The sequence below is a fragment of the Aquipseudomonas guryensis genome (assembly GCF_014164785.1).
GTDB classification, from domain to species: Bacteria; Pseudomonadota; Gammaproteobacteria; order Pseudomonadales; family Pseudomonadaceae; genus Aquipseudomonas; species Aquipseudomonas guryensis.
Genome location: NZ_JACJFN010000003.1, coordinates 85,709 through 100,578, shown reverse-complemented (window position 1 = coordinate 100,578; position 14,870 = coordinate 85,709). Strand labels below are relative to the sequence as shown.

The 14,870-nt window shown below is 61.6% G+C and carries 12 protein-coding genes; all 12 read left to right on the top strand.

The annotated features are described in order from the left end of the window. Position 1 precedes the first annotated feature (1 nt). The 12 genes from uppS to dnaE all read left to right on the top strand — a co-directional run bounded on the left by uppS (position 2) and on the right by dnaE (position 14,813). Complete coding sequence (uppS, locus tag H3H45_RS12110; protein WP_182834004.1) at positions 2 to 757, top strand: polyprenyl diphosphate synthase; 756 nt, start codon at positions 2 to 4, stop codon at positions 755 to 757. Next, positions 757 to 1,572 (top strand): phosphatidate cytidylyltransferase, encoded by an 816-nt coding sequence (locus H3H45_RS12105; protein WP_182834003.1) that lies wholly within the window; start codon positions 757 to 759, stop codon positions 1,570 to 1,572. Before uppS ends, H3H45_RS12105 begins: the two co-directional genes overlap by 1 nt. Continuing rightward, positions 1,569 to 2,759, top strand: coding sequence for a 1-deoxy-D-xylulose-5-phosphate reductoisomerase (gene ispC, locus H3H45_RS12100; RefSeq protein ID WP_182834002.1), 1,191 nt, complete (start codon positions 1,569 to 1,571; stop codon positions 2,757 to 2,759). The genes H3H45_RS12105 and ispC overlap by 4 nt, the downstream gene beginning before the upstream one ends. 15 nt (positions 2,760 to 2,774) lie before the next feature. After that, complete coding sequence (rseP, locus tag H3H45_RS12095) at positions 2,775 to 4,127, top strand: RIP metalloprotease RseP (protein ID WP_182834001.1); 1,353 nt, start codon at positions 2,775 to 2,777, stop codon at positions 4,125 to 4,127. A 74-nt stretch (positions 4,128 to 4,201) separates the two neighbouring features. Beyond that, positions 4,202 to 6,607, top strand: coding sequence for an outer membrane protein assembly factor BamA (gene bamA, locus H3H45_RS12090; protein ID WP_182834000.1), 2,406 nt, complete (start codon positions 4,202 to 4,204; stop codon positions 6,605 to 6,607). A gap of 42 nt (positions 6,608 to 6,649) precedes the next feature. Continuing rightward, the gene (locus H3H45_RS12085; RefSeq protein WP_173204193.1) at positions 6,650 to 7,153 is read left to right on the top strand and encodes an OmpH family outer membrane protein; all 504 of its coding nucleotides are present in this window, start codon (positions 6,650 to 6,652) and stop codon (positions 7,151 to 7,153) included. Continuing rightward, positions 7,153 to 8,214 (top strand): UDP-3-O-(3-hydroxymyristoyl)glucosamine N-acyltransferase, encoded by a 1,062-nt coding sequence (gene lpxD / locus H3H45_RS12080; protein ID WP_182834538.1) that lies wholly within the window; start codon positions 7,153 to 7,155, stop codon positions 8,212 to 8,214. The genes H3H45_RS12085 and lpxD overlap by 1 nt, the downstream gene beginning before the upstream one ends. A 47-nt stretch (positions 8,215 to 8,261) precedes the next feature. Continuing rightward, a complete protein-coding gene (fabZ, locus tag H3H45_RS12075) occupies positions 8,262 to 8,702 on the top strand; it encodes a 3-hydroxyacyl-ACP dehydratase FabZ (protein ID WP_182833999.1) in 441 nt (146 codons plus the stop codon). Further along, a complete protein-coding gene (gene lpxA / locus H3H45_RS12070) occupies positions 8,699 to 9,475 on the top strand; it encodes an acyl-ACP--UDP-N-acetylglucosamine O-acyltransferase (protein WP_182833998.1) in 777 nt (258 codons plus the stop codon). Before fabZ ends, lpxA begins: the two co-directional genes overlap by 4 nt. A 3-nt stretch (positions 9,476 to 9,478) precedes the next feature. Beyond that, positions 9,479 to 10,612 (top strand): lipid-A-disaccharide synthase, encoded by a 1,134-nt coding sequence (gene lpxB, locus H3H45_RS12065; protein WP_182833997.1) that lies wholly within the window; start codon positions 9,479 to 9,481, stop codon positions 10,610 to 10,612. Then, the gene (gene rnhB, locus H3H45_RS12060; protein WP_182833996.1) at positions 10,612 to 11,214 is read left to right on the top strand and encodes a ribonuclease HII; all 603 of its coding nucleotides are present in this window, start codon (positions 10,612 to 10,614) and stop codon (positions 11,212 to 11,214) included. Before lpxB ends, rnhB begins: the two co-directional genes overlap by 1 nt. An 80-nt stretch (positions 11,215 to 11,294) precedes the next feature. Beyond that, positions 11,295 to 14,813: a DNA polymerase III subunit alpha gene (gene dnaE / locus H3H45_RS12055; RefSeq protein WP_182833995.1), complete on the top strand. Its 3,519-nt coding sequence runs from the start codon at positions 11,295 to 11,297 to the stop codon at positions 14,811 to 14,813. Positions 14,814 to 14,870 lie beyond the last annotated feature (57 nt).

Below are 14,870 nucleotides of genomic sequence, written 5' to 3'. Positions count from 1 at the left end.
CATGGTCAAGAGCAAGCAGGAAGCCCAGGCGATAGTGCCACGTCACGTGGCCATCATCATGGATGGGAACAATCGCTGGGCGAAAAAGCGTCTGCTGCCTGGTGTGGCTGGACACAAAGCCGGCGTCGATGCCGTGCGTGCGGTGATCGAGGTGTGTGCCGAGGCGGGGGTCGAGGTGTTGACCCTATTCGCCTTCTCCAGTGAGAACTGGCAGCGCCCGGCCGATGAGGTTGGGGCGTTGATGGAGCTGTTCCTCAGCGCTCTGCGCCGCGAGGCGAAGAAGCTCAAGGACAATGCCATCAGTCTGCGCATCATCGGTGATCGCTCGCGCTTTCATCCGGAGTTGCAGGCTGCCATGCGCGAGGCCGAGCAGGCCACGGCCGGGGAAAATCGCTTCGTCCTGCAGGTGGCGGCCAATTATGGCGGTCAGTGGGATATCGCTCAGGCTGCGCAGCGTCTGGCGCGTGATGTGCAGGCTGGGCATCTGCAGCCGGAGGATCTGACTCCCGAGCTGTTGCAGAGCTGCCTCACTACCGGTGATCTGCCGCTGCCTGACCTGTGCATTCGTACCGGTGGCGAGCACCGCATCAGCAATTTCCTGCTCTGGCAGCTGGCTTATTCCGAGCTGTATTTCTCCGACCTGTTCTGGCCGGATTTCAAACACGAGGCCATGCGTAAGGCGCTGGCCGATTTCTCTACCCGTCAGCGGCGCTTCGGCAAGACCAGCGAGCAGGTAGAAGCCGAGGCGCGTAGCTGATGCTCAAACAACGGATCATCACGGCGCTGCTTCTGCTGCCGATTGCTCTGGGTGGTTTCTTTTTGCTCGATGGCGGGTTGTTTGCCCTGTTCATTGGTGCAGTAGTCACTCTCGGTGCCTGGGAATGGGCGCGCCTGGCCGGTTTTGCCGCGCAAGGCCTGCGTGTCGGCTATGCCGCGCTGGTCGCGGCGCTGCTCTATCTGCTTTATCTCATCCCGGCGCTGGCGCCCTGGGTGCTGGGTGCTGCGGTGCTCTGGTGGGCGCTGGCGACCTTGCTGGTGCTGACCTATCCGGATAGCAGCCGCTACTGGGGTGGCCTGCCTGGCAAGTTGCTGATCGGCCTGTTGATCCTCTTGCCGGCCTGGCAAGGCCTGGTGCTGCTCAAGCAGTGGCCGCAGGCGAACATGCTGATCATCGCGGTAATGGTGCTGGTCTGGGGTGCCGATATCGGCGCCTATTTCTCCGGCAAGGCCTTCGGCAAGCGCAAGCTGGCGCCGAGCGTCAGTCCCGGCAAAAGCTGGGAAGGTCTGTATGGTGGGCTGCTGGCCAGCCTGCTGATCACCGCGGCTGTCGGCCTGCAGCAGGGCTGGCAGGCTAAGGGCTTCGTCCTGGCCCTGGCGGGCGCGGCGCTGGTGGTGCTGGTGTCGGTGGTTGGTGACCTGACCGAGAGCATGTTCAAACGTCAGTCCGGGATCAAGGACAGCAGTAATCTGCTGCCCGGTCACGGCGGCGTGCTGGATCGCATCGACAGCCTGACCGCCGCCGTACCGCTGTTTGCCGTATTGCTCTGGCTGGCCGGTTGGGGCGCCCTGTGAGTCAGCCACAACAGATCACGGTGCTGGGGGCGACCGGTTCGATCGGTCTCAGCACCCTTGATGTGATTGCGCGTCACCCCGATCGTTATCAGGTGTTTGCGCTGAGCGGTTTCTCGCGCCTGCAGGAGCTGGAGCAGCTCTGTCGCACACATCGCCCGCAATTCGCGGTAACCCCTGATGAGGCTTCGGCGGCAGCACTGCAGCGTGCGTTACGCGCCGCAGGTCTGTCGACCGAAGTGTTGGCGGGTGCGCAGGCGCTGTGCGACGTGGCCGCACATGTCGAGGTGGATGCGGTGATGGCTGCTATTGTTGGTGCTGCGGGCTTGCAGCCGACCCTGGCGGCAGTCGAGGCGGGCAAGAAGGTGCTACTGGCCAACAAGGAAGCGCTGGTGATGTCCGGCGACCTGTTCATCCAGGCCGTGCGCCGCAGCGGTGCCGTGCTGCTGCCGATCGACAGCGAGCACAATGCGATCTTCCAATGCCTGCCCGGCGACTATGCGCGCGGCCTGGGGGCGGTCGGCGTGCGGCGTATCCTGCTGACCGCTTCCGGTGGGCCGTTTCGTGAAACGCCGTTGGCCGAGCTGGAGCAGGTCAGTCCCGAGCAGGCCTGCGCCCATCCCAATTGGTCGATGGGGCGCAAGATCTCGGTCGATTCGGCGAGCATGATGAACAAGGGGTTGGAGCTGATTGAGGCCTGCTGGCTGTTCGATGCCAAGCCGGCCCAGGTCGAGGTGGTGATTCATCCGCAGAGCGTGATCCATTCGCTGGTCGATTACGTCGACGGCTCGGTGCTGGCTCAGCTGGGCAATCCTGATATGCGCACGCCGATTGCCCATGCGTTGGCTTGGCCACAGCGGATCGACTCCGGGGTGGCGCCGCTGGATCTGTTTGCCGTCGCGCGTCTGGATTTCCAGCGTCCGGATGAGCAGCGTTTTCCCTGTTTGCGTCTGGCGCGGCAGGCAGCGGAAGTCGGTGGCAGTGCGCCGGCCTTGCTCAATGCGGCGAATGAAATTGCGGTGGCGGCCTTTCTCGAGCGGCGCATCCGCTTTCCTGAGATCGCGCGTATCATCGATGAAGTGCTGAATCTTGAGGCGGCCGTTGCGGTCGAAAGTCTCGATGCGGTACTGGCCGCCGATGCTCGGGCACGGGTGCTGGCCGGTGAATGGTTGAATCGCCACGGGCGTTGAGTCCGGAGGAAGACGATGAGCGCGTTGTACATGATTTTTGGCACCCTGATCGCCCTCGGGGTGCTGGTCACGATCCACGAGTTCGGCCATTTCTGGGTGGCCCGTCGCTGCGGGGTCAAGGTTCTGCGTTTTTCCGTGGGTTTCGGTAGCCCGCTGCTGCGCTGGCATGATCGCCAGGGTACCGAGTTCGTCGTTGCTGCCATTCCGCTGGGTGGCTACGTGAAAATGCTCGATGAGCGTGAGGGTGATGTGCCTGCCGATCAGCTCGAGCAGTCCTTCAATCGCAAGCCGGTGCAGCAGCGCATCGCCATTGTTGCAGCCGGGCCGATCGCCAACTTCCTTCTGGCCATTCTGTTCTTCTGGCTACTGGCCATGCTGGGCAGTCAGCAGATCAAGCCGGTCATCGGTAGCGTGCAGCCGGATAGCCTGGCCGCGGCCGCTGGTCTGTTGCCGGGGCAGGAAATTCTGGCGGTGGATGGTGAGCTGACCCAGGGTTGGGGGGCGGTCAATCTGCAGCTGGTACGTCGTCTCGGTGAGAGCGGCACGCTGGAGTTACTGCTGCAGGAACCTGGCTCTACGGCGCAAAGTACCCGCCAGGTGATTCTGCGTGATTGGCAGAAGGGGGCGGATGAGCCTGATCCGCTGCGCTCCCTGGGTATTCAGCCGTGGCGCCCGAATATCGCGCCGATATTGAAGGAAATCGATCCCGATGGTCCGGCCCATGCCGCCGGTGTGCGTCTGGGCGATCGTTTGCTGGCGATCGGTGAGCAGCGTATCGAAGACTGGCAGCAGGTGCTCGATGTGCTGCGTGAATTGCCGGCCAAACAGGTCACGCTGGTTGTCGAGCGTGCGGGGGAGAGGCTGGAGTTATCCGCCAACCTGGGGGTGCGTGGCGAGGGTGATTCGCGTGGCGGCTATCTCGGGGTGGGCGTCGGCTCCGTCGAGTGGCCGGCAGAAATGCTCCGCGAGGTGCGCTACGGGCCTTTGGATGGCGCGGTCGAGGGGCTGCGGCGGACTTGGCACATGACCCTGCTGACCTTCGATTCGGTCAGGAAAATGCTGGTCGGCGAGCTCTCGGTAAAAAACTTGAGTGGGCCGATAACCATTGCTAAAGTGGCGGGCGCTTCAGCCCAGTCGGGAGTGGGGGATTTTCTTTATTTCCTGTCCCTGCTGAGCATTAGTTTGGGGGTTCTCAACCTGTTGCCCATCCCCGTGCTGGATGGGGGGCATCTGCTGTTTTACCTGGTGGAATGGGTGCGCGGGCGTCCACTCTCCGAACGGGTGCAGGGTTGGGGAATGCAGATCGGCATCAGTCTGGTGCTTGGGGTGATGTTGCTGGCCCTGATCAACGACTTGGGTCGCCTGTAACAAATCGCTGAATTGTGAAGCTGCCGCGTATCGCGGCAGTTTCTTTATTGCCAGTTGGAATAAGAAAGGACTTCATGAAACGTCTGCTGCTACCTGCGGTGCTCGCCGCATTGATGATCGCCGAAGTTCACGCCGAGTCCTTCACCATCTCAGATATTCGCGTCAACGGCTTGCAGCGGGTTTCCGCTGGCAGCCTGTTCGGCGCTCTGCCGCTCAACGTAGGTGAGCAGGCGGACGATAATCGTCTGGTTGAAGCCACTCGCTCCCTGTTCAAGACCGGTTTCTTCCAGGATATCCAGCTGGGTCGCGAAGGCGATGTGCTGGTTATCAATGTGGTAGAGCGCCCGTCCATCTCCGGTATCGAGATCGAAGGCAACAAGGCGATCACCACCGAAGACCTGATGAAAGGGCTGCAGCAGTCTGGCCTGGCGGAAGGCGAAATCTTCCAGCGCGCCACCCTTGAAGGTGTACGTAACGAGTTGCTGCGCCAGTACGTGGCTCAGGGGCGTTACTCGGCGACCATCGAGGCTGAAGTCATTCCGCAGCCACGCAACCGCGTGGCGCTGAAGATCGATATCAATGAAGGTTCGGTTGCCGCCATCCAGCACATCAACGTGGTGGGTAACAGCGTATTCCCGGACGAAGATCTGGTTGGTCTGTTCGAGCTGAAGACCACTAACTGGCTGTCCTTCTTCAGGAACGATGACAAGTACGCCCGCGAAAAGCTCTCCGGTGACCTGGAGCGTCTGCGCTCCTACTATCTGGATCGCGGGTATATCAACATGGATATCTCTTCTACTCAGGTATCCATTACGCCTGACAAGAAGCACGTCTACGTCACGGTCAACGTCGAAGAAGGCGAGAAGTACAGCGTCAGCGAAGTCAAACTGTCCGGCGACCTGAAAGTGCCGCAGGAAGAAATCGAGAAGCTGCTGTTGGTCAAACAGGGTCAGGTGTTCTCGCGCAAAGTGATGACCACCACCTCCGAGCTGATCACCCGTCGCCTGGGCAACGAAGGCTATACCTTCGCCAACGTCAACGGTGTGCCGCAGCCCAACGATGAAGACAAGACCGTTGCCATCACCTTCGTGGTTGATCCGGGCAAGCGCGCTTACGTTAATCGCATCAACTTCCGCGGCAACACCAAGACCGAAGACGAAGTACTGCGCCGCGAAATGCGCCAGATGGAAGGTGGCTGGGCGTCGACCTACCTGATTGATCAGTCCAAGACCCGCCTCGAGCGCTTGGGCTACTTCAAGGAAGTCAACGTCGAGACCCCGCAGGTTCCGGGTACCGACGATCAGGTTGACGTCAACTACAGCGTCGAAGAACAGGCTTCCGGTTCGATCACCGCCAGCGTCGGCTTTGCCCAGAACGCCGGCCTGATCCTCGGTGGCTCGATCAGCCAGAACAACTTCCTCGGCACCGGTAACAAGGTTAGCGTCGGTCTGACCCGCAGCGAATACCAGACCAGTTACAGCTTCGGCTTCGTCGATCCCTACTGGACCGCCGATGGTGTCAGCCTGGGTTACAACGCCTTCTACCGCACCACTGACTATGACGATCTGGATGTCGACGTATCCAGCTATGCGGTGGACAGCTATGGTGCCGGCGTCAGCATCGGCTACCCGATCAGCGAGACCTCGCGCCTGACCTATGGCCTGACCATTCAGCAGGACAGCATCGATACCGGTGACTACACCGTGGACGAGATTCTCGACTTCCTCGAGGAAGAAGGGGATGACTACCTCAACCTGAAAGGTTCGATCGGTTGGTCTGAGTCGACTCTGAACCGTGGCGTGATGGCCAACCGTGGCCACTCGCAGAGTCTGGTGCTGGAGACCACTATTCCGGGTAGCGACTTGTCGTTCTTCAAGATCGACTACCGCGGCCAGCTGTTCAAGCCGGTGACCGAGAATTACACCCTGCGCTTCCACACCGAACTGGGTTATGGCGACAGCTACGGCTCCACGTCTGACCTGCCGTTCTACGAAAACTACTTCGCCGGTGGTTTCAACTCGGTACGTGGTTTCGAAGACAGCAGCCTGGGCCCGCGCAGTACCCCAAGCGTGGCTCGAGATGCCAATGGCAACCCGTTGCCGGGTGGCGAAGGTGCTGGCCCTGGTGTCGACGGTCGCTATACCGACGATCAGGATCCGCTGCCCTTCGGTGGCAACGTGCTGATCCAGGGTGGCGTGGAAATGCTCTTCCCGCTGCCGTTCGTCAAGGATCAGCGCTCCCTGCGTACCGCGCTGTTCTGGGACGTGGGTAACGTGTACGACACCAATTGTTCCAAGACCCAGAAGCAGAATGGCAGCACCTGCGACCTGGATCTTGGCGAGCTGGCCAGTTCCGTGGGTGTGGGTCTGACCTGGATTACTGCCCTGGGCCCACTAAGTTTCAGCCTGGCAGCACCGATCAAGAAACCGGACGATGCCGACACCCAGGTCTTCCAGTTCTCTCTTGGCCAGACTTTCTAATTGCTTGATAAATGACAACAGTGTTTGTTGCAGGAGTGCATCGTGCGTAAGTTGACTCAACTGGTTCTGATCACCATGGCCCTGGTGGCGACTCCGGCGTTTGCCGAGATGAAGGTGGCAGTACTGAATTACCAAATGGCCCTGCTTGAGTCTGACGCTGCGAAGAAATACGCCGTGGATGCCGAGAAGAAATTCGGTCCGCAACTGAACAAGCTTAAGCAGCTGGAAACCGACGCCAAGCGTATTCAGGATCGCCTGGTCAAAGAAGGCGAGCGTATGCAGCAAGCCGAGCGTGAGCGCCTGGAGCTCGAGTTCAAGCAAAAAGCCCGTGACTTCCAGTTCCAGTCCAAGGAGCTCAACGAAGCCAAGGCCATCTCCGATCGCGACATGCTCAAGCAGCTCAAGCCGAAGCTGGACAAGGCAGTCGAAGAAGTGATCAAGGGCGGCAATTTTGACCTGGTGCTGGAGCGTGGTGCGGTAATCGACGTCAAGCCGCAGCTCGACATTACCCGTCAGGTCATCGAGCGCATGAACAAGCTGCGCTGATCATGAGCGCAGTGTCGTTTACCCTCGGTCAGCTGGCCGAGCAGCTGGGCGCCACCTTGCGTGGCGCTGCCGACAAGCCGATTCGTGGCCTGGCGTCCTTGCAGGATGCCGGTTCCGAGCAACTCAGCTTTCTGGCCAATGCCCAGTACCGCAAATTTCTGGCCGATACGCAGGCCGGCGCCGTATTGCTCACCGAGGCGGATGCCGATGGCTTCGCGGGTGATGCTCTGGTGGTTGCCAATCCCTATCTGGCTTATGCCCAGCTGTCTCATCTGTTCGATCGCAAGCCCGTTGCCGCTGCCGGGATTCATCCGACAGCCATAGTGGCTGCCGATGCTCAGGTCGACGCGAGCGCCAGTATCGGCGCCTATGCGGTGATCGAAAGCGCGGCGCAGATCGGCGCTGGCGTGACCATCGGCGCGCATTGCGTGATTGGTGCGCGCAGCTCTATCGGCGAGCATGGCTGGCTTGCGCCGCGCGTGACCCTGTATCACGACGTGCACATCGGCAAGCGTGTGGTCATTCAGTCCGGCGCCGTGCTCGGTGGCGAGGGCTTCGGCTTCGCCAACGAAAAGGGTGTCTGGCAGAAGATCGCGCAGATCGGTGGCGTGACCCTGGGTGACGATGTTGAGATCGGTGCCAACACCACCATCGACCGCGGCGCCCTGGCCGATACCCTGATCGGTAACGGGGTCAAGCTGGATAACCAGATCATGATCGCGCACAACGTGCAGATCGGTGACAACACGGCCATGGCTGGTTGTGCGGGAATTTCCGGCAGCACCAAGATCGGTAAGAACTGCATGATTGCCGGTGGCGTGGGCATGGTTGGGCACATCGAGGTGTGCGACAACGTGTTCGTCACCGGTATGACCATGGTCACCCGTTCGATTACCGAACCTGGGGCCTACTCCTCAGGTACTGCGATGCAAACTGCGGCCGACTGGAAGAAGAGCGCTGCGCGCATTCGCCAGTTGGACGATATGGCACGACGCCTGCGCGACATGGAAAAGCGCCTGGCTGCCGTGACCCCGGGCGCCGATGCCTCATCAGATGCCTGACCCGCGTCTGACGCACGTCCCCATTCTTTAGAACAGGCTTTCCGTACATGATGGACATCAACCAGATTCGCGAATACTTGCCGCACCGTTACCCGTTCCTGTTGGTGGACCGGGTTGCAGAGCTGGATCTCGAGGGCAAGAGCATTCGTGCTTACAAGAATGTCAGCATCAATGAGCCGTTTTTCAACGGGCATTTCCCCGAGCATCCGATCATGCCGGGTGTGCTGATCATCGAGGCAATGGCCCAGGCCGCCGGGATTCTCGGTTTCAAGATGATGGATCTGAAACCCTCCGATGGCACCCTGTATTACTTTGTCGGCTCCGACAAGCTACGCTTTCGTCAGCCAGTGGTACCGGGTGATCAGTTGATGCTCGAAGCCAAGTACCTGAGCAACAAGCGCAGCATCTGGAAGTTCGAGTGCAAGGCCAGCGTCGATGGCAAGGAAGTCTGCTCGGCAGAAATCATCTGTGCGGAACGCAAACTATGAGTTTGATTGACCCTCGTGCCATCATCGATCCGTCGGCCAAGCTGGCGGATGACGTTCAGGTCGGCCCCTGGTCGATCATTGGACCCGATGTGGAAATAGGCGAGGGTACCGTGGTCGGCCCCCATGTGATCATCAAGGGCCCGACCCAGATTGGTAAGCACAACCGCATCTACCAGTTTTCCTCGGTGGGTGAAGACACCCCTGACCTGAAGTACAACGGTGAGCCGACTCGCCTGGTGATCGGTGACCACAACGTGATTCGCGAAGGTGTCACCATTCACCGCGGTACCGTGCAGGATCGCTCGGAAACCACCATCGGCGATCACAACCTACTGATGGCCTATGTGCATATCGGTCACGACAGCGTGATCGGCAATCACTGCATCCTGGTCAACAACACCGCCCTGGCCGGCCACGTGAAGATGGATGACTGGGCAATCCTCTCCGGCTTCACCCTGGTCCATCAGTTCTGCCGCATTGGCGCGCACAGCTTTTCCGGCATGGGCACGGCGATCGGCAAGGATGTACCGGCCTACGTCACCGTGTTTGGCAACCCGGCCGAGGCGCGCAGCATGAACTTCGAAGGCATGCGTCGGCGTGGTTTCAGCGCCGAAGCCATCGCCGCACTGCGCCGTGCCTACAAGGTGGTGTATCGCCAGGGATTGACCGTCGAGCAGGCGCTCGCCGAGCTGGCCGAGTCCTCCGCGCAATTTCCGGAAGTGGCGGTATTCCGCGACTCCATCCAGGCTTCGACCCGCGGCATCACCCGCTAAGTCATGACACGTCCTCTTCGCATAGCGTTGGTGGCCGGCGAGGCCTCTGGCGATATTCTCGGCGCCGGCCTGATGCAGGCGCTCAAGCGCCAGCATCCGCAGGTCGAATTCATCGGCATCGGTGGGCCACGCATGGAGGCCGAAGGTCTGGCTTCCTACTTCCCCATGGAGCGCTTGGCGGTGATGGGCCTAGTCGAGGTGCTCGGCCGCCTGCCTGAGTTGCTGGCCCGGCGCAAACGCCTGATTCGTACGCTGATCGAGGCCAAGCCGGATGTGTTCATCGGCATCGATGCGCCGGACTTCAACCTGACCCTCGAACTCAAGCTGCGCCAGGCCGGGATCAAGACCGTGCATTACGTCAGCCCGTCGGTCTGGGCCTGGCGGCAGAAGCGCGTGTTGAAGATTCGTGAAGCCTGCGACCTGATGCTGACCCTATTCCCCTTCGAGGCGCGTTTCTACCTCGATCACCAGGTGCCGGTGCGTTTTGTCGGGCATCCACTGGCCAATACCATTCCCATGCAGGCCGACCGTGCGGCGGCGCGCGACGTCTTGGGGTTGGATCGAGATGTTGCGGTAGTTGCCCTGTTGCCGGGCAGTCGTGGTGGCGAGGTGGCGCGCCTGGGTGCCTTGTTCCTCGATGCGGCCGAGCGTCTGCGCGCTCTGCGCCCGGGCGTGCGCTTCGTCCTGCCCTGCGCCAGTCGTGAGCGACGTGTGCAACTGGAAGAACTGCTGGGTAACCGCGATCTGCCGTTGTTGTTGCTCGACGGTCAGTCCCATGAAGCCTTGGCGGCCTGTGATGCCGTGCTGATCGCTTCCGGTACGGCGACCCTCGAAGCGCTGCTGTACAAGCGGCCGATGGTGGTGGCCTACAAGGTGGCGCCGCTGACCTATCGCATCCTCAAGCGCCTGGTGACCAGTCCTTATATCTCGCTGCCCAACCTGCTGGCCGAGCGCCTGCTGGTGCCGGAGCTGATTCAGGATGCCGCCACTCCGGATGCGCTGGCGCAGACTCTGGCGCCGTTGCTGGATGACGGCGCGGTGCAAACCGAAGGCTTCGATGTGATTCATCGCGCTTTGCGTCACGATGCCTCCGAGCAGGCCGCCGATGCGGTGCTCAAGCTGGCGGGGCTGGCCTGATGCAGATGGGGTTGGATTTCACTTTGGTCGAGGAGCTGGTTGCCGGGGTCGACGAAGTCGGCCGTGGTCCGCTCTGTGGTCCGGTGGTCACTGCTGCGGTGATCCTCGATCCGGCGCGGCCGATCCTGGGTCTCAATGACTCGAAAAAACTCAGCGAAGCGCGCCGCGAGAAGCTGTTCGACGAAATCTGCGAGAAAGCCCTGGCCTGGTGCATTGCCCGCGCCGAGGTGGAGGAGATCGACCGTCTGAATATCCTGCACGCCACCATGCTGGCCATGCAGCGCGCGGTGGAAGGGCTCAGCGTGACGCCGCGCCTGGCGTTGATCGACGGCAACCGCTGCCCGAAACTGGCGGTGCCCAGCGCGCCGGTGGTCAAGGGTGACAGCCAGGTACCGGCCATCGCCGCCGCCTCGATCCTGGCCAAGGTCAGTCGTGATCGCGAGATGCAAGCGCTGGAAGCCCTTTATCCCGGTTATGGCATCGGCGGGCACAAGGGCTACCCCACGCCCGTGCACCTGGAAGCGCTCAAGCGCCTGGGGGCCACGCCGATCCATCGGCGCTCCTTCGCACCGGTGCGCAATGTGCTTGAAGGTATCGACTAGCGACAGTCTCAAGCTGTCGTTTGAGTGCAGGCCCGGTACAATCCGGGCCTTATTGTTTTTGTGTTCTGTACAGGATCGTCATGACCACCACCTTCGTCCATCTGCGCCTGCATACCGAGTTTTCCCTGGTCGATGGCCTGGTCCGGGTCAAACCCCTGGTCAAGGCGGTGGCTGGTGCCGGCATGCCGGCAGTGGCGGTGACCGACCAGAGCAACATGTGCTCGCTGGTGAAGTTCTACAAGGCGGCCATGGGCGCCGGTATCAAGCCGATCTGCGGCGCCGATATCTGGCTTGCCAGCGATCAGGAAGATGGCCCGCTGACGCGCATGACCCTGCTGGCGATGAATGCCAAGGGCTATCGCAACCTCACCGAACTGGTTTCCCGTGGCTGGAGTGATGGGCAGAGCAACGACCTGGTAATCATCCAGCGTGACTGGGTCAAGGAAGCGGCCGAAGGTCTGATCGCCCTGTCCGGTGCCCGCGACGGCGAGATCGGGCATGCTTTGCTGGCAGGCGAGCAGGCGCGTGCCGAGGCGCTGCTGGGCGAATGGCAGGCGGTATTCCCCGAGCGTTTCTACCTCGAACTGCACCGCTGCAACCGCATCAACGACGAGGAACACGTGCATGCCGCCGTGGCCCTGGCCGCTCGCTGCGGTGCGGCGCTGGTGGCGACCAACGATGTGCGCTTCCTCAAGCAGGGCGACTTCGAGGCCCACGAAACCCGCGTGTGCATCGGCGAGAGCCGCACCCTGGATGATCCGCGCCGGCCGCGTACCTATTCCGACCAGCAGTACCTGAAGACCCCGGCCGAGATGGCCGAGCTGTTCAGCGACATCCCCGAGGCGCTGGAAAATACCGTCGAAATCGCCAAGCGCTGCAACATCGAAGTGCAGCTGGGCAAATATTTCCTGCCGGACTTCCCGGTGCCGGATGGCATGACCATCGACGAGTACTTCCGCAAGGTCTCCTTCGACGGCCTGGAAGAGCGGCTGCAAGTGCTGCTGCCCAAGGACACTCCCGACTACGAGGCGAAGAAGCAGGTCTATATCGACCGGCTGAATTTCGAGCTGGATATCATCATCCAGATGGGCTTCCCCGGTTACTTTCTGATCGTGATGGACTTCATCCAGTGGGCCAAGAGCAACGGCGTGCCGGTCGGCCCGGGCCGCGGTTCGGGTGCCGGTTCGCTGGTGGCCTACGTGCAGAAGATCACCGATCTCGACCCGCTGGCCTACGACCTGCTGTTCGAACGCTTCCTCAACCCCGAACGCGTTTCCATGCCCGACTTCGACGTCGACTTCTGCATGGACGGCCGCGACCGGGTGATCGACTACGTGGCCGAGAAGTACGGCCGTAACGCGGTGAGCCAGATCATCACCTTCGGCACCATGGCGGCCAAGGCTGTGGTGCGCGACGTGGCGCGGGTGCAGGGCAAGTCCTACGGCCTGGCCGACCGCCTGTCGAAGATGATCCCCTTCGAGGTCGGTATGACCCTGGAGAAGGCCTACGAGATGGAGGAGCCGCTGCGCGACTTCCTCAAGGTCGACGAGGAGGCGGCGGAAATCTGGGAGATGTCGCTCAAGCTCGAGGGCATCTGCCGTGGTACCGGCAAGCACGCCGGCGGTGTGGTGATCGCACCGACCAAGCTCACCGACTTCTCGCCGATCGCCTGCGATGAAGAGGGCGGCGGCCTGGTCACCCAGTTCGACAAGGACGACGTGGAGGCGGCCGGCCTGGTCAAGTTCGACTTCCTCGGCCTGCGCACCCTGACCATCATCAAGTGGGCAATGGAGACGATCAATCGCGAGCAGGCGAAGAAGGGCCTGCCGGATGTGAACATCGACTTCATCCCGCTGGATGACAAGAAAACCTACGACATGCTGCAGAAGGCCGAGACCACTGCGGTGTTCCAGCTTGAATCGCGCGGCATGAAGGAGCTGATCAAGAAGCTCAAGCCGGACTGCCTGGAAGACATGATCGCCCTGGTGGCGCTGTTCCGTCCCGGTCCGTTGCAGTCAGGCATGGTGGACGACTTCATCAACCGCAAGCACGGCCGTGAGCAGCTGTCCTACCCGCACCCGGACTACCAGTACGCGGGCCTGGAGCCGGTGCTCAAGCCCACCTACGGCATCATCCTGTACCAGGAACAGGTGATGCAGATCGCTCAGGTCATGGCCGGCTACACCCTCGGCGGTGCGGACATGCTGCGTCGTGCCATGGGTAAGAAGAAGCCCGAGGAGATGGCCAAGCAGCGCGGCGGTTTCATCGAAGGCTGCGCCAATAACGGCATCGACGCTGAGCTGGCGGGCAACATCTTCGACCTGGTGGAAAAGTTCGCCGGTTACGGCTTCAACAAATCTCACTCGGCCGCCTATGGCCTGGTCTCCTACCAGACCGCCTGGCTCAAGGCGCATTTCCCGTCGCCGTTCATGGCGGCAGTGCTCTCGGCGGATATGCACAACACCGAGAAGGTTGTGACCCTGATCGAGGAGTGCCGCAGCATGAAGCTGCGCATCCTCGCCCCGGATGTGAACAATTCCGAGTTTAAGTTCACTGTCGATGACGACGGGCGCATCGTCTACGGCCTGGGTGCTATCAAGGGCGTGGGCGAGGGGCCGGTGGAGGCTATCGTCGAGTCGCGCCAGGATGGGCCGTTCAAGGACCTGTTCGACTTCTGCTCGCGGGTCGACCTCAAGCGCATCAACAAGCGCACCCTGGAAGCATTGATCCGTGGCGGCGCGCTGGATCGCCTGGGGCCTTACTTCGCTGACGAACTCAAGGCCTACCAGGCCGGCATCGACCGCAACCGTGCGGTGCTGCTGGCGGCCATGGAAGAGGCGGTGCAGGCAGCCGAGCAGGCGGCGCGCAGCCATGACAGCGGGCATGCCGACCTGTTCGGCGGCTTGTTCTCCGAGCCCGAGGCGGACGTCTACGTCAACCATCGCAACGCTCGCGAGCTGTCGCTGAAGGAGCGCCTGAAGGGCGAGAAGGACACACTCGGTCTGTACCTCACCGGTCACCCGATCGACGAATACGAAGGTGAAGTGCGCCGCTTCGCCCGTCAGCGCATCATCGACCTGCGTCCGGCGCGCGAGAGCCAGACCATCGCCGGTCTGATCGTCAACCTGCGGGTGATGAAGAACAAGAAGGGCGACAAGATGGGCTTCATCACCCTCGACGACCGCTCCGGGCGGATCGAGGCCTCGCTGTTCGCCGATGCCTTCGCCAGCAACCAGGCGCTGCTGCAGAGCGATGCGCTGGTGGTGGTCGAGGGCGAAGTGAGCAATGACGACTTCTCCGGCGGCCTGCGCCTGCGCGCCAAACGCGTGATGAGCCTGGAAGAGGCGCGTACCGGCCTGGCGGAAAGCCTGCGCCTGCGTGTAGGGCGCGAGGCGCTGCAGGGTGATCGCCTGCGCTGGTTGGGCGAGTTGCTCGGCAAGTACCGCGGCGCCTGCCCGCTGACCCTAGATTACAGTGGCAGCGACGCCAAGGCCGTGTTGCAGTTTGGCGAGCAGTGGCGCATCGATCCGGCCGATGGTCTGATCCAGAGCCTGCGTGACCAGTTCGGCAAAGACAACGTCTTCCTCCAATACCGCTGAGTGGCGGGCCACAGGCCTGCCTTCTCGGTCTCGACCCCAGGCGCCTTATCCCTTAAG